Source organism: Paenibacillus sp. FSL R5-192 (assembly GCF_000517845.1).
GTDB lineage: Bacteria > Bacillota > Bacilli > Paenibacillales > Paenibacillaceae > Paenibacillus > Paenibacillus amylolyticus.
In genome coordinates this window covers 95,977-116,937 of sequence record NZ_ASPR01000078.1, presented here as the reverse complement: position 1 = coordinate 116,937, position 20,961 = coordinate 95,977, and the positions used below count along the sequence as shown (strand labels likewise).

17 protein-coding genes and 1 other RNA gene are annotated in these 20,961 nt (G+C 46.5%); 17 read left to right on the top strand and 1 reads right to left on the bottom strand.

Features of this window, described 5'->3' with window-relative positions:
* Nucleotides 1-62: 62 nt before the first annotated feature.
* The 3 genes from eno to rnr all read left to right on the top strand — a co-directional run bounded on the left by eno (nt 63) and on the right by rnr (nt 5,151).
* Nucleotides 63-1,349, top strand: a complete 1,287-nt coding sequence (eno, locus tag C161_RS29310; RefSeq protein WP_036616228.1) for a phosphopyruvate hydratase — start codon at nt 63-65, stop codon at nt 1,347-1,349.
* Nucleotides 1,350-1,560: 211 nt separating this feature from the next.
* Nucleotides 1,561-1,794 (top strand): preprotein translocase subunit SecG, encoded by a 234-nt coding sequence (gene secG, locus C161_RS29305; protein ID WP_017691238.1) that lies wholly within the window; start codon nt 1,561-1,563, stop codon nt 1,792-1,794.
* A 561-nt stretch (nt 1,795-2,355) separates the two neighbouring features.
* Nucleotides 2,356-5,151 (top strand): ribonuclease R, encoded by a 2,796-nt coding sequence (gene rnr, locus C161_RS29300; RefSeq protein ID WP_036674738.1) that lies wholly within the window; start codon nt 2,356-2,358, stop codon nt 5,149-5,151.
* Nucleotides 5,152-5,153: 2 nt separating this feature from the next.
* Here the strand turns inward: rnr and C161_RS33250 are convergent, their stop codons facing one another.
* Nucleotides 5,154-5,354 (bottom strand): hypothetical protein, encoded by a 201-nt coding sequence (locus C161_RS33250; protein WP_156946189.1) that lies wholly within the window; start codon nt 5,352-5,354, stop codon nt 5,154-5,156.
* A 57-nt stretch (nt 5,355-5,411) separates the two neighbouring features.
* Here C161_RS33250 and smpB point away from each other — a divergent pair, with 57 nt between their 5' ends.
* From smpB to C161_RS29235, 14 genes are all read left to right on the top strand, one after another.
* Entirely contained in the window at nt 5,412-5,894 is a 483-nt protein-coding gene (smpB, locus tag C161_RS29295; RefSeq protein ID WP_036674736.1) for an SsrA-binding protein SmpB, read from the top strand.
* Nucleotides 5,895-6,478: 584 nt separating this feature from the next.
* Nucleotides 6,479-6,843: a transfer-messenger RNA gene (ssrA, locus tag C161_RS32220) on the top strand.
* An 87-nt stretch (nt 6,844-6,930) separates the two neighbouring features.
* On the top strand, nt 6,931-7,128 hold the full coding sequence (locus C161_RS29290; RefSeq protein WP_036674733.1) for a hypothetical protein: 198 nt from the start codon (nt 6,931-6,933) through the stop codon (nt 7,126-7,128).
* Nucleotides 7,121-7,693 carry a zeta toxin family protein gene (locus tag C161_RS29285; RefSeq protein WP_036674731.1) on the top strand — a complete coding sequence of 191 codons (573 nt, stop codon included), beginning with the start codon at nt 7,121-7,123 and terminating at the stop codon, nt 7,691-7,693. The genes C161_RS29290 and C161_RS29285 overlap by 8 nt, the downstream gene beginning before the upstream one ends.
* Nucleotides 7,694-8,238: 545 nt before the next feature.
* A complete protein-coding gene (locus C161_RS29280; protein ID WP_036674729.1) occupies nt 8,239-9,165 on the top strand; it encodes a metal-dependent hydrolase in 927 nt (308 codons plus the stop codon).
* A 131-nt stretch (nt 9,166-9,296) separates the two neighbouring features.
* Nucleotides 9,297-10,004 carry a uracil-DNA glycosylase gene (locus C161_RS29275; protein WP_036674727.1) on the top strand — a complete coding sequence of 236 codons (708 nt, stop codon included), beginning with the start codon at nt 9,297-9,299 and terminating at the stop codon, nt 10,002-10,004.
* 108 nt (nt 10,005-10,112) lie between these two features.
* Nucleotides 10,113-10,475, top strand: a complete 363-nt coding sequence (locus tag C161_RS29270; RefSeq protein ID WP_036616245.1) for a hypothetical protein — start codon at nt 10,113-10,115, stop codon at nt 10,473-10,475.
* A 567-nt stretch (nt 10,476-11,042) separates the two neighbouring features.
* Nucleotides 11,043-13,139: a cache domain-containing sensor histidine kinase gene (locus C161_RS29265; RefSeq protein ID WP_235193980.1), complete on the top strand. Its 2,097-nt coding sequence runs from the start codon at nt 11,043-11,045 to the stop codon at nt 13,137-13,139.
* Entirely contained in the window at nt 13,130-14,896 is a 1,767-nt protein-coding gene (locus C161_RS29260) for a response regulator (protein WP_036674724.1), read from the top strand. Before C161_RS29265 ends, C161_RS29260 begins: the two co-directional genes overlap by 10 nt.
* Before the next feature lie 191 nt (nt 14,897-15,087).
* Entirely contained in the window at nt 15,088-16,401 is a 1,314-nt protein-coding gene (locus C161_RS29255; RefSeq protein ID WP_036674723.1) for an extracellular solute-binding protein, read from the top strand.
* A 216-nt stretch (nt 16,402-16,617) separates the two neighbouring features.
* Complete coding sequence (locus C161_RS29250) at nt 16,618-17,487, top strand: carbohydrate ABC transporter permease (protein WP_036674720.1); 870 nt, start codon at nt 16,618-16,620, stop codon at nt 17,485-17,487.
* Nucleotides 17,488-17,502: 15 nt separating this feature from the next.
* A complete protein-coding gene (locus tag C161_RS29245) occupies nt 17,503-18,378 on the top strand; it encodes a carbohydrate ABC transporter permease (RefSeq protein ID WP_017691224.1) in 876 nt (291 codons plus the stop codon).
* A 187-nt stretch (nt 18,379-18,565) separates the two neighbouring features.
* Nucleotides 18,566-19,207: a polysaccharide deacetylase family protein gene (locus C161_RS29240; protein WP_036674718.1), complete on the top strand. Its 642-nt coding sequence runs from the start codon at nt 18,566-18,568 to the stop codon at nt 19,205-19,207.
* A 148-nt stretch (nt 19,208-19,355) separates the two neighbouring features.
* On the top strand, nt 19,356-20,609 hold the full coding sequence (locus C161_RS29235; RefSeq protein WP_036616263.1) for a mechanosensitive ion channel family protein: 1,254 nt from the start codon (nt 19,356-19,358) through the stop codon (nt 20,607-20,609).
* Nucleotides 20,610-20,961: the final 352 nt, after the last annotated feature.

The window sequence follows — 20,961 nt, the reverse complement described above, 5'->3', positions numbered from 1 at the left end:
AATAAGGGCAAACACAAGTTGGTCCCAAAATTAAATCCCAACTATAAAGGAGATTATCACAAATGACTATTATTTCTGACGTGTACGCTCGCGAAGTCCTCGACTCCCGCGGTAACCCTACAGTAGAAGTTGAAGTATACCTGGAGTCCGGCGCAATCGGACGCGCAATCGTTCCATCTGGTGCATCCACTGGTGCCCACGAAGCAGTTGAGCTTCGCGATGGTGACAAATCCCGTTACCTCGGTAAAGGCGTTCTGCAAGCTGTTAAAAACGTAAACGAAACAATCGCTCCAGAAGTTATCGGTATGGATGCATTGGATCAACTGGGTATCGACAAATTGATGATCACTTTGGATGGTACGCCAAACAAAGGTAAACTGGGCGCTAACGCCATCCTAGCTGTATCCATGGCAGTAGCTCGCGCAGCTGCTGACGCTCTGGACCTGCCATTGTATGTTTACCTGGGCGGATTCAACGCTAAAGCATTGCCAGTACCAATGATGAACATCATCAACGGTGGTGAGCATGCTGACAACAACATCGACGTTCAAGAGTTCATGGTTCTTCCAGTTGGAGCACCAAGCTTCAAAGAAGCTCTTCGCGTAGGTGCAGAGATCTTCCATAACTTGAAATCCGTATTGAGCTCCAAAGGCTTGAACACAGCTGTAGGTGACGAAGGTGGTTTCGCACCGAACCTTGGTTCGAACGAAGAAGCAATCACTACAATCATCGAAGCAATTGAAAAAGCTGGTTACAAACCAGGCGTTGACGTATTCTTGGGTATGGACGTTGCTTCCACTGAGTTCTACAAAGATGGTAAGTACACACTTGCTGGCGAAGGTAAATCTTACACTTCCGCTGAGTATGTTGACCTTCTGGCTTCATGGGTTGAGAAATACCCAATCATCACAATCGAAGACGGTATGTCCGAAGATGACTGGGATGGTTGGAAATTGCTCACTGAGAAATTGGGAGACAAAGTACAACTCGTTGGTGATGACCTGTTCGTAACAAACACTGAGCGTCTGGGCAGAGGTATCAACGAAGGTATCGGTAACTCCATCCTGATCAAAGTTAACCAAATCGGTACATTGACTGAAACATTTGATGCAATCGAAATGGCTAAACGCGCAGGATACACAGCTGTAATCTCCCACCGTTCCGGTGAGTCCGAAGACAGCACAATCGCTGATATCGCTGTTGCAACTAACGCTGGTCAAATCAAAACGGGTGCTCCTTCCCGTACAGACCGTATCGCGAAGTACAACCAATTGCTCCGCATTGAGGATCAACTGGGTGAACTGGCTCAATACAATGGTCTTAAAGGATTCTACAACCTTAAAAAATAAGCTGGATATCCAGCTTTTACGGGCAAGCCGGGTAACCGGCTTGTCTTTTTTATTGCAACGAAGTAATGGTATAACGTAAGGATCACGCAGATGGTGAAATTTAGGGCATTGTATAAACTGTACTACTTGTAGTACAACCATAGCTATGTTACAATTAAAGTAACTGTTTTTATGGTGAGATGTATGCCCACATGGGTAGGAGGTGGAAAGAATGGATATTGCTTTGAAATTGCTGCTCGTTGTTTTCTCGATCGGTCTAATCACTGTAGTATTGCTGCAGCACGGGAAAAGCGCTGGTTTGGCGGGTGCCATCTCCGGTGGTGCGGAACATCTTTTCGGTAAAACGAAAGCGCGCGGATTGGATCTCTTCCTGCAACGTGCAACGGTAGTACTGGGTGCAGGATTTATGATTTTGTCTATTGTTGTTACGGTGGCTTCCAAGTAAGAATTGGAACTGCTGTTCAATGAATAGCTTAAGCTAATGGCTTAATTGATGAACCTTCGTTTCGTGAAGAAACGGGGGTTTTTTAATAAATTCTTACGCGTCCAAACTTTCCCAACAATTTAATCTATAGACTCCATGATTTTCGGTCTTCTTCTCACTTCTGTTTGGTTTTCCTTCCTTAACATGCAACACACCCCTATCATGTATGGTATGTCCCTCGCTTATTCGTTACGCGAACTCACTCCCTATAATGAATGTCATGTGTACAGAAAATTTTCGGATGTAGTCCTTTTTCAGATGCGCACAGCACGTGTATCGCATAAAATGTCTGTAGAGATACGTGAAAGCGTGATTTTAGAGGAGCGCCTGGCCACTGTGGTTTTTTTGCGAGGTACGGATGGGCCGGATTGAATTCGTGTATACTAGGGTATGAGATAGTATGGTTGTACCACTACACTCTTCACAGCAGTGATATTGTATTGCATGAAAATGGTAAGAATTCCGATACATAAAGAGATGAGACTTGCTTACACTTTTATGTTTCCCGAGGTGAATATATTAATGATAACAGAACAACAATTGCTCGACTTCATGCGGGAAACCGCTTATAAACCGATGACTTATCAGGAGTTGGAACAGCACTTCGGGATCGAAGATGCAGCTGATTTCAAAGCCTTTTTGATTATGCTTAATACGCTGGAGGAATCCGGTAAAGTTTTGCTGACACGTAACAATCGCTATGGCATGCCAGAGCGCATGGACCTGGTACGTGGACGTTTACAAGCTCACGCCAAAGGTTTTGCTTTCCTTATCCCTGAGGATCGGGAGCACCCGGATGTGTACATTCACGCCAATGATATGAAAAGTGCGATGAATGGTGACACGGTATTGGTTAAAGTCACATCTCAAGGACCTTCAGGTGGTCGCCTGGAGGGTGAGATTGTCCGTATTGTTACTCGTGCTGTGACACAAGTCGTTGGTGTGTTCCAAAGCCATGAGGTGTACGGATTTGTCATTCCGGATGATAAACGGATTAATCGCGATATTTTCATCCCACGTACCAACTTTGCTGGGGCGGTTGATGGACAGAAGGTCGTAGCCAAGATCGTCAGCTATCCGGAGGGTCGTGCGGCGGCCGAGGGTGAAGTGATCGAGATTCTCGGTCATAAGGATGAGCCGGGTATTGATATTTTGTCCGTCATTCGCAAGCATCAGCTGCCTGAAGCTTTCCCTGATGAGGTGGTAGAAGAGGCGGAGAAAGCACCCGACTCCATTACGGATGAAGAGATTGTACAACAGGGTCGCCGTGATCTGCGCGGACTTAACATTGTCACGATTGATGGCGAAGATGCCAAGGATCTGGATGATGCTGTTAACGTAGAGAAGCTGCCTAACGGTAACTATCGTCTGGGTGTTCATATTGCTGACGTTGGCTATTATGTACAGGAGAATTCCAAGCTCGATCAGGAAGCTTACAACCGCGGATGCAGTGTGTATCTGGTAGACCGGGTTATTCCGATGCTGCCACAACGTCTGTCCAACGGAATCTGTAGTTTGAATCCGCAGGTAGACCGCTTGACACTGTCTTGTGAGATGGAGTTTAACGACCAGATGAAGGTTGTAAAACATGACATTTTCACAAGTGTAATCAAAACCAAAGAGCGGATGACGTATTCCAACGTCCGTAAAATCCTTGAAGGTGAAGAGCCGGAATTGCTCGAGCGTTATAAGGATCTGGTAGATGATTTCCATCTGATGAAAGAGATTGCCTTGAAGCTGCGTGCTATGCGTATGCGCCGTGGTGCGGTTGACTTTGATTTTGAAGAATCCAAAATCATTGTGGACGCAGAATGCAAACCGGTAGATATCGTGAAACGGGAGCGTTCGATTGCCGAGCAAATCATTGAGGAATTCATGTTGGCAGCGAACGAAACAGTGGCAGAGCATTTCCATTGGTTGAAGGTTCCGTTCATCTATCGTGTGCACGAAGATCCCGATCAGGAAAAACTGCAAAATTTCCTCGCCTTTGCGGCGAATTTTGGACACCAGGTCAAAGGACGTGGCAATGCGATTCATCCACGTGCGCTTCAATCGTTGCTTGAGGATATCAAAGAAACGAAAGAACAAACCGTGATTAGTACGATGATGCTCCGTTCGATGAAACAGGCAAAGTATGATTCTGAAATGTCGGGTCACTTTGGCCTCGCGGCAGAATTCTATAGTCACTTTACGTCTCCAATTCGTCGTTATCCCGATCTTGTCATTCACCGGGTGATTCGCGAAGTCATTGAAAATAATGGTGCATTGCCGGAGAACCGTCAGGAGTATTTGGCAGCACGTATGTCCGATATTGCGCAGCAGTCTTCTGAACGTGAACGTGTGGCGGTAGAAGCTGAGCGGGATACGGAGAAAATGAAAAAAGCCGAGTACATGCTCGACAAAGTAGGCGAAGAGTTCGAAGGCATGATCAGCAGTGTGACCAGCTTTGGTATGTTCATTGAGTTGGAAAACACGGTTGAAGGCTTGATTCGCCTGAGCGCACTCACGGACGACTATTACCATTTTGACGATCAGCATATGGCTCTGATTGGTGAACGTACCTCGAAAGTCTTCCGCATCGGTGATGAAGTGAAGATCCGTGTGGCACGTGTAAGCATGGAAGAGTATACGATTGATTTTGAAATGGTAGATATGAAACCTCGCGGTGAACGTCCTGGCGGCTTCGGTGGCGGACGTGGCGGTAAAGGTGGACGCCCAGCAAGTGGTGGCGGTCGCGGCGGTGCCAAGGGTGGACCGGGTGGTTTCGGCGGTTCACGTGGCGGCAAAGGCAGTTCGACAGGTGCTGGAGCCAGCCGTGGTGGCAGATCAACGGAAGAAAGCAGCAAAGGTGGACGTGGCGGTCGCGGTGGAGCAGCAAGTGCAGGCGCGGGCGCAGGCTCATCTGGTGGCTACGCAGGTAAAGGCGGCGGCAAACCAAAAGGTGAGCGTCGTGCTGGTGATGCTGGTGGATCAACTGGTCGGGGCAAAGGCGCGGTGAGCTTTGGTTTTGGCTCAGGTAAAGGCGGATATAGCTCTACATCGGGTGGATCGGATAGTAGTTCAACCGATGGACAAGGAAGTGGCCTGAACAGCGGCAGCGGTCGCGGTGAAGGAAGCTTTAAGTCCGGCAAGGGCGGCGGTAAAGGTGGCAAAGGCGGAAGTGGACGCAAAAACACTTCGCCAAGCGGCGTATTTATTGGAGAGAATGCAACTCCTGGTGGCGCTCAGGAAGGCGGAGCACCACGACGCAAGCGGAAGAAGAGCAAAAGTGCAGCTGGTAACGGCACGGCAGCTTTTGTACGGAAAAAGAAAAAATAAAGCTAACGTAACTTGGAGAGATGGATTACAATTCGTTCCTTCAGGTTAATCGTTGGAGAAAATAGCCACTTCAGCCGGTGTGTTGTTTCGCACAGTCTGGAAGTGGTGTAATGAGGAGGGGCGGCAGAGGTCGCCTCTTTCTTGATTTTAACAGCCGTACTTGCTACAATTAAGGTCTGGCACGTGGTACCTTGGTGCAACATTGGGTGCGCTGCTATAGAGCATGGTACCGGCTTATTTTACGGAGAAGGAGTGAGGACATGGGCAAGAATGATGGACAGAGTAAAGTGCTCGCACAGAATAAAAAGGCTTCCCATGACTACTTCATTGAAGATACGTATGAAGCGGGCATGGTGCTTACCGGAACGGAGATCAAATCTCTTCGTAACGGCCGTGCGAATATTGGTGATGCATTTGCCACGATTCGAAACGGTGAGATTCATATTCACAATATGCATATTAGTCCTTTTGAACAAGGGAACCGAAATAATCCGCTCGATCCGACACGTACGCGCAAGTTGTTGATGCATAAAGTGCAGATTCACAAGCTGCTCGGGCTGTCGAAACAGGATGGGTACAGCATTGTACCGCTGAAAATCTATATCCGCAATGGTTATGCAAAGCTTTTGCTTGGACTGGGTAAAGGTAAGAAGCAATACGACAAACGGGAGACTGCGGCTAAGCGGGATGCACAACGTGATATCCAACGGGTACTGCGCGAGAAGCAGAAGGTTGCGCGTTAAGTGGAGCGCTGGGCGTAAATGCTTTACTTTTAAGTGTAGAAGATATTTTTTGTGATGAAGTTAGGAAGATTGATGTATGAGTTAAGAAGTCTCAAGGTTTGTCCTGCAATGGGCAAGATTGAGGCTTTTTTATTTTTAGTGGAAAGGGGATGTGGTGTGAGTTGCTGAAGTGTATTGTGTCGTGATTTCCTTTGATATGTGTTGAATGGAATTCGGTAGGAGCATGGAGCTTGGCGTTCAATCTAAATTTTAGCCTTTGCGTAGTTTGCCTGAAACGTGGGTAAGATACTTAGGTACAGTTTTTCGTGAGCCGATCTGGGTAAACTTTACTTCCGATTGGCGACGCGGTATAATATGTAGACGATTGAGCCTGTTGTATTGGATAACCTTGTACACATGCTCAGCATGCTGGAATGTCTTCCAGCAATCTGTACTATTTCGGTGATGTGTCCTGTGTTATGATTACTCATGTAGCAGACAGGAATGCCGAGTTTGAAAGAAGCATCTTTTTACCTTGGAGGAAAAAGATGTGCAGCACCTTTGCTCCGTATTCACGGATTAATCCTGGAGCCCTTCTTCATTGAGGGGGCGTTTATGGATTCGACGGGGATAGTTCGAGCATGGGTAGCGGGTAGTGGGGACGCGTCCGCTTTATCAACGCTAAAGCCTATTAAACGGCAAACAACAAACAAACTACGCTTTCGCAGCCTAAGAAACTGTGTGCGTGCTTCTACCCTGCATCGCCCATGTGACAGGGATAGGGGCTAACTAGTAGTGGGATACGCTGTCACATCTCCGCCTGGGGTGTGCTGAAGAAGACAATCAGGCTGACCCAACGTATAGCCGGTTACGGGGCGATACTCGGGTGACATCAAAACTGTGACTACACCCGTAGAAGCTTATGTGCCGTTATCTTCGGACAGGGGTTCGACTCCCCTCGCCTCCATTAGAGTCAAAAACCATCAACCAGTAAATCTGGTTGGTGGTTTTTTAGTTTATGATATAATAAACAGAAATTTAGATTGGGGGACTCAGGATGTTTACAAATCGAAAACAACTCCAAGAAATTTTAAACAAAGCAAGTCAACATGCACGGAAACAAGCTAAAGAATCAGGCGCCTCTATTTATTATATAAAGAATAACAAACGCGTTCGTGAGGATGCTGCGGGTAATAAATTTGAAATTATATTTGATGCTACTGGGAAACGCCAGGAGTTTGAGTATCATGAGTGAAATCAGACCAGTCATGACGGTATTTGCTGGAACCAATGGAGCAGGGAAAAGTACACTCAGTATGCAAATGAGAGAGTGGCTTGGTGAACTGGTTGATCCGGATCAAATTGCAAGAGAGTTGAAGCCAGAGAATCCGCGCAGTGCTGACCTGTCTGCTGGCAGGGAAGCTGTGAAAAGAATCCGATCTCTCATTAAAAGTGGTGTAAACTTCGCTATTGAAACGACATTGTCCGGATCATTTGTTTTAAAACATATGGAAATTGCAAAAGAAAACAGTTACGAAATTGTCGTATACTATATCGGCCTTGAGGATGTGCAAATGCATATAGATCGTGTTGCCTCTCGTGTTGAACAAGGTGGACATTGGATTGCAGAAGAAGACATTCGTTATCGATATGGTCAGTCTTTGAAGAACCTTAAACCGGCTCTATCTATCGCAGATCGGGTTATCATCATTGATAATACATACGAGCCTTTAATTGTTGCTGAAATCATACAGGGTGATTTGATCTATTGTGTTGAGTCCATACCTGCTTGGGCTAATCCTGTTCTTGTGGGTTACTGATACACGGGACATCACAACAGTGACTATACCCGTAGAAGCTTTTGTTCCGTTATCTTCGGACATGGGTTCGATACCCCCTCACCTCCATTAGAGTAAGCAAAATCCACCAACCATTGTTCTGGTTGGTGGATTTTTATTTTATGATATAATAACCTAAATTATATAAATGGAGGGAATCGAGGTATATGTAGGTCGAAAAGCTTTAAGAAAGTATATCAGGTACATTTAGGTTCTGAAACGTATATAGGTATCTATAGCCTGCTTTAACTAGACCAAATTATGATAATAGAAAATACATACGGGCCATCCATTGTTATGAGGATTTTTAATAGCTTGTTGATTCTATTTTGTGGAGCCTACGTTGATTTGTGCTCGAATTTAGTATTAAGAAATTAGATTAGGTAACATCCATACTGAGACTACTCCCCGCAGATCTTTGGAAGAGGCTTGACTCTCAGGGTCTATTTTATGAAAAACTAATTTTATAGTGTGTAACATTACATAGCACAATGTTGATTCTATAACAGAGTAAAGGAGTAGTTATTTTGGATCCGTACTTATATTTGTTTTTTCATGTTCTATCACATGCTCTTCTTGGGGCGGTAATTGCATACTGCTTTTTGCCAAGGGATACATGGAAAAATCTTATGATATGTCTATGTTCGGGTGCACTGTGTGGAATATTTCCTGATATTTTTGGGGATAGAAGTGTAGCTCCGTGGTCTCATTCTATATTGTTTACACCCCTTTTAGCTTTAGGAATAGCATATTTGACAAAACTGTTCTATAAAAAGACAAGTTTCAAATTAATCTGGGGATCTTCTATTTTGTCTGTCTTGTTTGGACACTTATTTTTAGACTATATGGGACATGATTTACCAGCATTCTATCCCCTTAGCGATAAGTCATATATTATGGGAGCCATTACATTGGGAGATCCATGGATATGGTTTCCATTAATTATTGGTCTTGGATTGAGTGTTTTTTTGAGGAACAAGCCTAAATTACCCGTAGTTACTTCGATACTATTCATATTGGTATATTTAGTTTTTCGAATAATATCCAAAGAAATAATCGAGCATAAAGTTCAAGTTCAACACCCAGTTCCTGAAAAGTCATACATTATAGTGGAGCCCGATAGTCATTATGAATTTCCTTTAGATCCCAGAAAGTGGTTAGAGTTCAGGTTTCGAGTCATCAGTCCTCATTTCTCTAAAGGTGGTGATGCGGGTATACTGGGAGAGAAATCAGACAAACTATTCTGGTACGATTTTTATCCAGTAGCCTTTGAGATAAATTTATCAAGAGGAAAGTATGTTCCAATAAATTCACAGGATTCTAAAGTTGTGATATCTGTTACTAAGGAATGGAAAGAAGCGGGTTCTAACTTTATTCAGGGAAAGTATGATGGAAACCTTCTTACCTACAAAGAAACCACCAATGGTCAGTGGGAAGAAGTTATACCGCAATAGTTTTCTACAGTTTCTATCCACCATCAACCAGCGGTCTGGTTGGTGGTTTTTCTGTTTATGCTATAATCTTTGTAAAATAAGCTGATGCAAGCCTAATTTACTCTGTAATCTCCCAAAGGAGGCAAAAAAGCATGAGCGAAACGCAGCAACATATCTGCGAGTTTGTTGCAGGGATACAAGCATATGTCTCGCCAGTAAATGTGATTAATCCTTGGAGAGATTATGTGACGGGCTATGATATCGGCCCCGAAGCGGTGAAGATTCGTTCTGAACATTTGGTCAGGTATTTGGAACCACGAATATCCAAGGCTCGGTACATTTTTATTGCTGAAGCCGTGGGATATCAAGGGGCGAGGTTCTCCGGCGTACCTTTGACGTCCGAGCGAATGGTTACCGGGAATCACTCACTGGTGAATCACCAGATGATTTTTGCAGGTGATCCGGGTGTCCGAACAAGCCTGCCCAATATCGCCAAACCTAACCGGAGTCAGGCACTGTATGGTTTCGCAGAACCGACAGCATCCATCATATGGGGCGAAGTGTTATCCAGTTCAAGGTGGAAACCAACGGACTTTATATTTTGGAACATCTATCCCTTTCATCCTTATCAATCTGCCGAAAACAGGATGACGAATCGAACGCCGACTTTGGCAGAGTTGGAGGATGGTGTGGTATTCGCCAGACAGCTTATGCAACTGAATCCTGATGCTCAGATCGTGGCTATTGGCAGAAAGTCAGCAGACACGTTAAGCTCCCAACTCATTAAACATCACCATGTTCCTCATCCTGCAAATGGAAGGGCAGTACAATTTCAAAAAGCAGTAAGGTCAATGATCTAGCCCATTTTGAACTGGAGAAATGTAAGGCTGACATATGCATTTTTATCGTTCAAGTGCCCTACACATAATGTAATGTCCTATCATATAAAGATTGGTTGGTGAAGCTAAATGAATGAAAAATACTGGCTTGTGGTGCAATATCCGCTGAAGAGCGCGCAGGGTAGCAAACGTGATCATTGGTTGAAGGAAAAGGTGATGGAATATCTGGAAACCGTTCTGACCCAGGCGGAGTTGGGAGAGGTGGATGGATGTGACCTGGGCAGCCGTATGGCTGATCCGAAGGAATATGTAATGAACATTTTCTGTGTGGTAACGGATGAAGATCGGAGCATAGCGCTAGTTAAAAAAGTGCTGAGAGAGAGTCGGTTGGATTATACCCGCATCCAAATCGCTACGATGCCATATGGCACAGAAGGAAGCTACACGCTGAAATATGCCTCCAAAAAAGGCGTTACCGAATTCTCGCTTTGATCACGCTTCGTTGTTTCTTACCATAACGAACGCTATGCTTGTCCTGCACTAGGGCAGTATGCTCCCGACATTTTTCCCACTTAAATTCATCATACGAGAAAACGATAATTGGATTTTCCCAACCTTAACCACTCGATCAACACTCTGTAAGTAGTAAGAATTATGCCCGTAGATATTGTAATTTTGCTCAAAAGTATGTACATATCAAGGTAGACGTTTATCATCGTCTTTTGTGTATCCAGACCCTCCGCTTCTGCCCCGCTTCACTCTCCATCCGGCACAAACCACAGCTTATTATCTGTACCTCCAACATTTTATAAAGCAGTACTTCTTGCGGCTCCAATTAGGGGCCCCTACCCGCAGCATTCACCACGATCAGATCCCCAAAGCCTCATTTCACTTCACTCAGTCAAGCTATATCCAAGCGATAAAAAGAGTTGAGCCTCCTCCATACACAGTCCTATAATATACAATTGTATAAAATCCGAGAGAGTGGTGGATATCACAACAGGTCATCCGATCCCAGCCGATAAACCCATCACACCTCGGAAACAAAGGAGGGTTACAATGCAAAACAGAGCAAAGGATACAACAACAGAGGCAACAGAAGCAGCAGAAGAAGATGCCACGATTGAAGCGAAAGCAACAGCAACAGCCCAATCAGATATTGAGACCGATGCAGAAGTAAACGCAAATACAAAAGTGAACATTGGTGCAATGAAGAACAATTGGACTCCCCGTTTCAAAGAGTTCATTCAACGCAAGCCCAAGACACTCGCTTTTAAAATCCCGTTTGCTTACTTTGTCATTATTCTGCTAACGGTGGCGTTCAGTGCGTTGGTGTTGAATCGAATCTCGGAAAGTGACGCGCAGCGAAAGATCAATGAAGCATCATTGCAAACAATTACATCCATTGAAACCAACGTTAATCTGATGATCGAGAACGTGAACAATTATTCGAAAATGATTTTTTCCGATCCCAACTTGCAGAACCTGCTGCGGCAGGGCAATGTGTACTCCAATTTACAGACACAGTCCAAGGTCAGCGCGTATTTGACCAATCTTATGCAAGCGGTTCCAATTATCGATTCAGTATATATTTACGATAATTCGGGGCACCGATTCTCGGTTGGTACACAGGAATGGCCCACGTTTATGGAAGCGAATGTGAAGGAAGCGCCGTGGTACGAACAGGCACTGAAGCATAACGGAAGATATCTGCTCAGGCTGAATGGTGGCAACAACGACAGCGGAGTCTCGGCGACGGGGGATAAGGATGGGCAAGAGGTGGTGTCGTTTATTCGCCTCATTCGGGATTTGGATGATACGTCTCCGCTTGGATTTCTGGTCATGAACATCAAGGGAAAATCCATTGCTCAAGCCTATGCCAACCTGTCTGCACCGGATTCATTTCAGGTGGCCATCCTGGATGAGCATCAGCGGGTGATTGCAACCAACGCTACCGATGGAAAGAAGGTCGTGCCTGCTGTATCCGGCGAATCCATATCTGTGGCTTCTGGACAGGAAGGGATGCACGAGATGTTAGAGGCCAATCAGGCCAAGTTAAAACAAACATTTCAAGAGCAATCCTTCGGCTTCATCACCTTGCAATCGGGTGGTCAGGAATATGCGGTTACCTATCGTTCGTCTGGTGATGATCAGTGGAAATTCATCAGCATGAGCCCATACCAGGCTACCGATACCCGCAATAAATCCATGGTGATGCTTGCGCTGATCCTACTGGCGGTAAACGGGACTGTCTTTTTTGTCAGTTCATTCATCATCTCGCGCAGCGTCATTAAGCCGATTCACAAGCTGCTTCGCTCCATGCAGAAAGCACCAAGCGGCAACTTCCGCAAAGTGACGGTTGAGCTGAACAGCTACGAGTTCGCACAGCTATATGGAGGATACAACCAAATGATTGAGCAGATTGACCAGATGTTGAAACGCATCATTCAGGAGCAGCAGACGATTCGCCGAGCAGAGCTGAATACACTTCAGGCGCAGATCAAGCCGCATTTTCTATACAACACACTTGATTCCATTACCTCCCTGGCGATGTCGGGCATGAACGATAAGGTATGTGAGCTGTTAGAAGCGCTCGGAAGTTATTATCGGCTGAGTGTCAGCAAAGGGCGTGAACTGATTACACTGCACGAGGAGGTTGAGATTGTACGCAATTATCTGACGATCCAGCAGGTACGATACCCCGGTGTATTTGAGGTGCAGTACGATATTGCTCCAGATTGTGAGCGAGTGATGATTCCCAAGCTTGTGCTCCAGCCGCTGGTGGAAAATTCGCTATATCATGGCATACGCCCTAAAAGCAGTCCAGGCACGATACGCATTCAAGCTCGTCGATCCAAGGAAGGGGTACTTCTAACGATCACTGACGACGGAGTCGGCATGTCCGAGGAAGAAGTGCAGCAGGTTCAACGCACAGAAATGAACAGGTCTAATCGCTCGAACCCATCTAACTCTTCTAATACCTCTAATCCTACCTATAACGCTAAACACAATCCAAGCTTTGGCTTATGGGGGACGATGGAGCGGCTTCGCATTTTTTATGACAGAGAAGATGGACTCAAGCTGCAGAGCGAGGTTGGAAAAGGAACAACCATTATCATAACGATCCCGAAGGGAGCCGATGAATCATGGAATTAACTGTGGAACCATTAAAGGTATTGATAGTGGATGATGAGTACCTCATCCGAAATCTGCTGCGTATGCGTATCGATTGGGAGCAGCAAGGCATGAGCATCATTGGCGAGGCCTCCGATGCTGCAGAGGCTTTGGAACAGGTCGAGCTGTTGCGCCCGGACATCGTGTTCACGGACATATACATGCCCAAGATGGACGGCATTGAACTGAGCGGTATCCTCATGGAGCGTTACCCGAACTTAAAAATCGTGGTTGTGACGGGACATGATGAATTTGAATATGCTCGTCAGAGTGTGAAGCTGGGCATATCCGATTTTATTTTGAAACCCATTCGTGCTTTTGAGTTATTACAGGTTACGGCGAAGCTGCGAGTGGCAATCGAGCAGGAGATGGGGCGTGAGTACGAGCTGATGAAGCTGCGAGAGGAGATGAAGCAGAGCCTGCCTTATCTCAGGGAGCGATTTGTAAATCAATGGTTAAGTGATGTGATACCTGAGGATGAACTACAAGAGAAGGCGCGTTTCTTCGGTATTCCCATCTCTTCAGGCGAACCAGGATCACGCATCGCAGTAATGGAGGTGAAGGTTGCTGTACCGCAAGCGAAGATAGCTGCACCAGAGGTATATCAACATCTGTCCGAACCATATCACCCAACACCCCAAACACTCCAAACACATGAAGCACATCGAGGACCCCAACAACAACACGGTCAGCCCCAATTAAGCCAGCATCAGACAGAAGCCCATCCACATACTGCCGAGGAAATACATATTTTGCTGCGGATGGTAGGCATGAAGCAGGTGCAGGCATTTTATCCGCAGGATCCGCAAACCATTATCGTCATGGACCCGCATAACCGGATAGTTGTGCTCTCGCTTGGTGCGGATACGGAATTTTCCAATCAGGTGCAGCAGCTTCAGGAAGAACTTCAACATACACTTAAGCTCGAAGGGTGTGAAGTTGATGTGACCGTAGGGATTGGGCAATGGCAATCAGGATGGGGAAGGGCCTGTGTGGGATACCGGGAAGCTTGTCGTGCACTCGATTATCAGGCGTTTGTGGGGAAGAATCAGGTTATTTGCTTCGAGGATCTGGTCATCGAAGGCGGAAAAAGGCGGTACCACTCGGATGCTCAGCTGCTCCAACAACTGCAATTTTACGTCAGTGTTGGTGCGGGGGAAGAAGCCGTATTGTTGCTGGAGCGTATGCTGTCAGTGCCGTTCTCGGACGTTTCACAGTTTCGGATGGCAGCCATGGATGTGGTTACGGAGTGCCAGCGTGCCGCCATAGAGCAGCAACTTGAGGGAGAACACGCATTGAACAAAGAGGCCGTTGCGGCCATTTTTACAGCAGGTCATCTGCCTGAACTAAAAAGCATGCTGGAGCAGCATGTCCGCACGGTATCGGATGTCATACAAGCCAAACGACAGGCCAAGGAAGGTAATCTGATCGACCGGGTGATCGCTTATCTTGAAGAGAACATGGGCAATGCGGAAGTGGGGCTTTCCAGCACCGCGGCTGCTTTTTACGTAAGTTCGGGCCATCTGGGGCGGCTGATGAAAAAAGAAACCGGGCAGACATTTGTGGAATATCTGACTCAACTCCGCATGAAGAAGGCTGAAATGCTGCTGAAACAGACGGATATGAAAGGGTATGAGATTGGGGAGCAGGTAGGCATCCCGGACCCACATTATTTCAGCGTCTTGTTCAAAAAACATATCGGCCGATCCATGAATGAGTATCGGAATGTAAAAACCTGAAAAACGAGAATGCAAAAATGGGGAGTGTGGGGGAGTGCAGAGAAGGTTTGAGCGTAAACTCACTTCCACTTCCAGTTCCACATATGTTCGAATATTACAAATCGATGCCTGTTTTCTAAATGGAGAACAAAGCACAGTTTGCCTAAAATATGGGATATAACCAACTAAAACGCATAGGGAGGTCCATAGAGATGAAAGCGCTATTAAAAAAATCAGCAAGTCTAATTCTGACTCTGGGCATTGTAAGCAGTTTGGCGGCATGTTCATCCGGTTCGTCCGGCGGAGCACAGGGGGAAAGTAACGGCAAGATTAAGCTGACGCTGTGGGATCAATCGGTCGGCAATACCGATCCTTCGGCCAAGTTACTACCCGAGATTGTTGAGAAATGGAACAGCGAGCACCCAGACATTCAGGTTGAACGCACGGGCACGACAGGAGAACAGTACAAAACCAAAGTCAAAACATCAATTGCAGCTGGTGAAGCGCCAGACCTGTTCTATGGCATGGGTGGCGGCAGCTTCATGCAGCCATACATCAAATCCGGTAATGTGCTGGAAATCTCAAGTTACCTGACGGACGATATTAAAGAACGAATGGGACCGGGTATGGCGGAGGCCATCAATATGGACGGCAAAATCTACACATTGCCCGTGTATACCCATATCGCCAACCTTTACGTGAATACGGAATTGTTCGAGCAGGCGGGTGCCAAGATTCCGACCACATATAACGAACTGCTGGATGCAGTCACTAAGCTGAAAGCAGCAGGAATCACCCCGGCTGTGATTGGGGAAAAGGATCGCTGGCCGGGCATGTACTGGTACGACATTATTGCGATGCGTCAGGCAGGCAATGCTGCGGTGATGGAAGCCTTTAAAGATCCGTCAAAGTGGGATTCGCCCGATTTTGTTGCCGCCGCGACCAAAATGCAACAGCTTGCGCAAGCAGGAGCGTTCAACAGCAGTATGTTTAGCATGAGCTATGACGAGATGCTTGGGGCATTTAATGCAGGCAACGGGGCGATGATGTTCCAGGCCAACTGGGTGAATGCAGGAATTGAGGACCCGTCCTCCGCAGTCAAAGGAAAAGTGAAAGTGATTCCGTTCCCGGTATTTGAAGATGGCAAAGGCACAAATACCGAAATCTTCGGCGGTGCCGTCGATGGTTTCTACATCAACCAGAATACCAAACATCCGAAGGAAGCCGTGGAATTCCTCATGTATCTGAGTGAGCAGCTTGGTACGCAAGGTTTCCTGGCTGGAGCGGGTCTGCCAAGCTGGAAAACCGATGCACTCGACACATCCAGCCTGTCCTCTCTTGATCTGTCTGCGGCAGATATTATGAAAACGGCGACCTCATTCATCGCGTGGTGGGATAACATTCTGCCTGCGGAGTCTGCCGAAGCGCACAAAAACCTAATTGCCCAGCTGCTTGCTGGCGATGTAACACCGGAAGAGTTCTGCAAACAGATGGCACAGCTCAAACCAACAGAGCTAAGTCTATAGAAAACAGGTAGGCAGGTATACGTGCGTGCAAGCTTACAAGCTTAAATGCTTACAGGCCCTAGGTCCTTACACTACAAGTCTTTGCAAATTACCTGTGAATATCTTGCGCATAGACCTTGTGAGCTTGCAATGTGCTACCGCTTCTAACAATGAAGATGAACCCAAACAAGGCGTGGTCCGGCATATCCCGGTCACGCCTTTGAGAGGAGAACAACAATGAACTCTGTATTTTCCAATAAAGGCACGATAGCCGTCTTTGTACTGCCCACCCTGCTTCTGTTCTGCGGAATTGTGCTTATTCCCATCTTTGTCTCCAGTTATTACAGTCTGCTGGACTGGAACGGCGTAGGCAGGGGTACATTTATCGGCCTGGACAACTATGTAGAGATGTTTAAGGATACCCGGGTGCTGAATTCGATCAAGAACTCCCTGTTATTCGCGGGTGCTTCGGTGTTCATTCAACTGCCGATCTCGCTGGTGCTCGCACTGATTCTGGCGTCCAACGTCAAGTGGGAAGGCTTCTACCGCACCGTATATTTCATCCCGGTGTTGATCTCAACGGTGGTTATTGCCCAGTTGTGGTCAAAAATCTATAATGCCGATTACGGCCTGCTGAATGTGCTGCTGCAAAGTATCGGCTTATCCAGCCTGGCGCAGGACTGGCTGGGGCAGAAGGACACCGCGCTGGCGGCATCCTTTATTCCAACCTTGTGGCAGTACGTGGGGTATCACATGCTGCTGATGTATGCAGGTGCGAAGTCCGTGTCTCAGGATGTGCTCGAAGCGGCTCGAATGGATGGTGCTTCCCGTATTCGGACGGCGTGGTCCATTATGATCCCGTTGATGAAGCCAATTCTGAAGGTAAGCCTTGTTTTTTCGGTCATCGGTGCATTCAAGGTGTTTGACCTGATCTATGTGCTGACAGGTGGCGGGCCATTTTACACCACTGAAGTGCCAAGCACGCTGATGTACGCTACCATTTTTGATACGTTCCGGTACGGATATGGCAGTGCGATCTCGGTCTTTATTATTGTGGAGTGTCTGGTGTGTACGATCCTCATTAATTCATTGTTCAAAACGGAGTAGAGGGAGGCATAAGGCATGAGTACCGTAGAAGTCATGTTGCAAAAAAAGCCCAAGCCGAGGTCCATCTCCGGACCGATCGGGAAAGTGTTCCTGCAAGCGTTTCTGATCCTCGTTGCGATTGTGCAGATCTATCCCCTCATCTGGCTGGCGCTGTTTTCCCTGAAGGATAACAGTGAGATTTTCAGCGGTGATGTAGCCGGGTTGCCCAAAGCGTTTCTGTGGAGCAACTACACCAAAGCAATGTCCGACGGCCATGTGCTGACCTATTTTATGAATAGTGTGCTGGTTACTGCGGCCTCCATTGTCTTGGTACTGATCCTGTCCTCCATGACGGGTTACGCAATCACGAGAATGAACTGGAAGCTCAGTGGGTTGACGATGACGATTATTTTGCTGGGCATGATGGTGCCGATTCATGCAGCGCTGCTGCCATTGTTTATTATTTTGAAGAATCTGAGCCTGCTCAACAGTTACTGGTCTCTGATCATTCCCTATGTGGCATTTGGCATTCCGATGGCGGTATTCATTCTGGGCAGTTTTTTCAAAGGTATCCCAAGAGAGATGGAGGAGTCGGCGGTTATCGACGGCTGCGGCATATACCGGACGTTTTTCTCCATTATCCTGCCTCTGGTAACCCCGGCTATATCAACGGTAGCTATCTTCACATTTCTGTCCTGCTGGAATGAGCTGATGTTTGCAGTTACGTTTATCAATAACACGGCTTACCAGACATTGACGGTGGGCATGATGTCGATGGTGGGAACGTACATTACGCAATGGGGTATCATTGGTGCGGGACTGATGATTACGACGGTGCCAACGGTGGTCATCTATCTGCTGCTGAACAAACAGGTGCAGAAGAGTATGATCGCAGGTGCAATTAAAGGTTAGCTGGAGGCTGGACTGGAGGGCGTGGCGGTAGAAGGGCTTGCTGCTCGCTCGCTGTGCTCTCTTTCTGGTGGATATCGGCTGATTCAGGATTTCGCAAGGTGTGATCTCTGGACTAGACCGGAGCCTGTGGTCATGGAATAATAAGGGTGTATGTAGCCAGGCAGTTGCAGAGAGGGGTCATTATAATATGGTCAATATCGTGATGGTAGAGCAGGAGTCTGTTCGGGAAAAGGTTGTGGCATTCACGTTTGATGATGGGCCACATCCGGTGTATACACCTCAAGTTCTTGAGATATTCCGCCGTGCAGGTGGGCGGGGGACGTTTTTCATGATTGGCCAAGAGATAGAGAACCACCCGGAGATTGCCGCGGAGGTGCACCGTGAAGGGCATGAGATCGCCAACCATACGTACACGCATCCAGATCTGACCAAGTTGACGCTGGAGGAAGCCGGGGAGGAGCTGCAACGTGCAGAAAATCTTGTTCAAAAAGTTACGGGGCAACCTGCCCGCTGCTTCCGACCGCCGTATTTTGGCGTAAACGATGATATATTGTCTCTGGCGGCGGAGCGTGGATATCGTACGATTGGTGCGGTGAACGGTGATGCGAGAGATTGGGACAATCCCGGCGTTGAGCACATTCTGGAGCATACCCGGTCTGCGGTGAAACCCGGCAGCGTGCTCATATTCCATGACGGGTACGGGGATCGTTCCCAGACGGTGGAGGCGGTTCGTGTGCTGGTGGATGAACTGGTCGCGGAAGGGTACCGTCTGGTGACGGTGAGTGAGTTGCTGGACATTTCTCGTGATCATAATGCAAAGACGACATAATCAAGTGGACCCATCATTCTTTGAATGACAGGGTCCTTTTTTAATATATATAATGCATAGGAAGAACGGAGCGGGAGCACAAACTTTGCTTGCCCTCTCAAACTACTTTATAATAATAGGCTAAACTAGATTATGTCAGGAGGAAACAATGGACTTTATCAGAAATCAACTAGAAGAACTCGGCATGAGTGGACCCTCCATTGGTTATCTTTCAAACATCATTATGATTATTTTTATAGCAGTGATCTCGATATTGGCGAATGTGATTGCCAAGCGAGTGGTACTGAAGACGGTCCATCGTATCGTAAGTAACAACCGTTTCAAGTGGGGCCATATTGTGGTTCAGAAAAATTTATTTCAGAAGCTGTCGCATCTTGTGCCAGCCATTATAATCTATTATTCTGCTTATATTTTCTCGCCCTATCAGGCCATAATTGAAAAATCAGCAATGACCTATATGATTGTTATCATGATTACGGTTCTGAATGCTCTGCTGAATGTGTTCGATGATATCTATCGTACCTATGAGGTGTCGAAGATTCGCCCAATCAAGAGTTACATTCAGGTAGCCAAGATTGTCCTGTTCATTATCGGGGGCATCATCGTCATCTCCAGCCTGATTGGACAGAACCCGCTCATTATCCTTAGTGGACTTGGGGCGTTATCGGCGGTATTAATGCTCGTATTCAAAGACTCAATCCTGGGCCTCGTGGCCGGTGTACAGCTATCGTCAAACGATATGGTGCGTGTTGGTGACTGGATCGAGATGCCAAAGTATAATGCGGACGGTGACGTCATCGACATTACTTTGAATACGGTAAAGGTTATGAATTTTGATAAAACGATTACGATGATTCCAAGCTACGCCCTCATTTCGGATTCGTTCCGTAACTGGAGAGGCATGCAGGTGTCCGGCGGCAGAAGGATTAAGCGGAGTATCTATATTGATATCAGCAGTATCCGTTTTTGTACGGAAGAGATGGTGGCTGAATTTGAGAAAATCCACTACCTGACTGATTATGTCACGGAAAAATTAAAGGAAATTCAAGCATACAATATGGAGCACGAGGTGAATACCGAAAGCAACGTGAACGGCAGACAACTGACAAATGTCGGTGTATTCCGGGAATATATCCATCAATATTTGAGGAATCATCCAAAAATCAATAAAGATATGACGATGATTGTGCGACAATTAGCACCGGAAGATCGCGGGCTGCCTCTGGAAATCTATGCATTCAGCAATGATATTAACTGGGGTGTATATGAGAACGTTCAGGCGGATATCTTTGACCATATCTTCGCGGTGGCGTCAACATTTGGACTACGGGCCTTCCAGAATCCAACCGGACATGACATTGTGCAACTGAAAGAGGATAAGCAATATGCACGAGAGTATTAAGAAGATTTATCAAAATAGATGTGACGGCCACCATATTGGTGGTCGTTTTTACGTTTGGATGCCCCTCCAAATTGGCCATGGGTGAGAACACGTCGAGTGTTGGTAAGTTGGCTAATTTTAAAATTACAGGAACAGATCCAAGTGCTTTATTTATGAGACTGACGGCACAGTTCTGGAATCGGGATCAAATACAGTTAGCAAAACAGAATTACTGTAAAAACAAGTAGACAATATGTATTTATTTACATTATAATCTAATTAATTCCATATTTTGAAAGGGGTGATTTGGAGCTTTTTCTGATCAGGCGTGTCTATGAACGAGGGAAAAGCATGGAGTCTCTTTGGCGTGCTA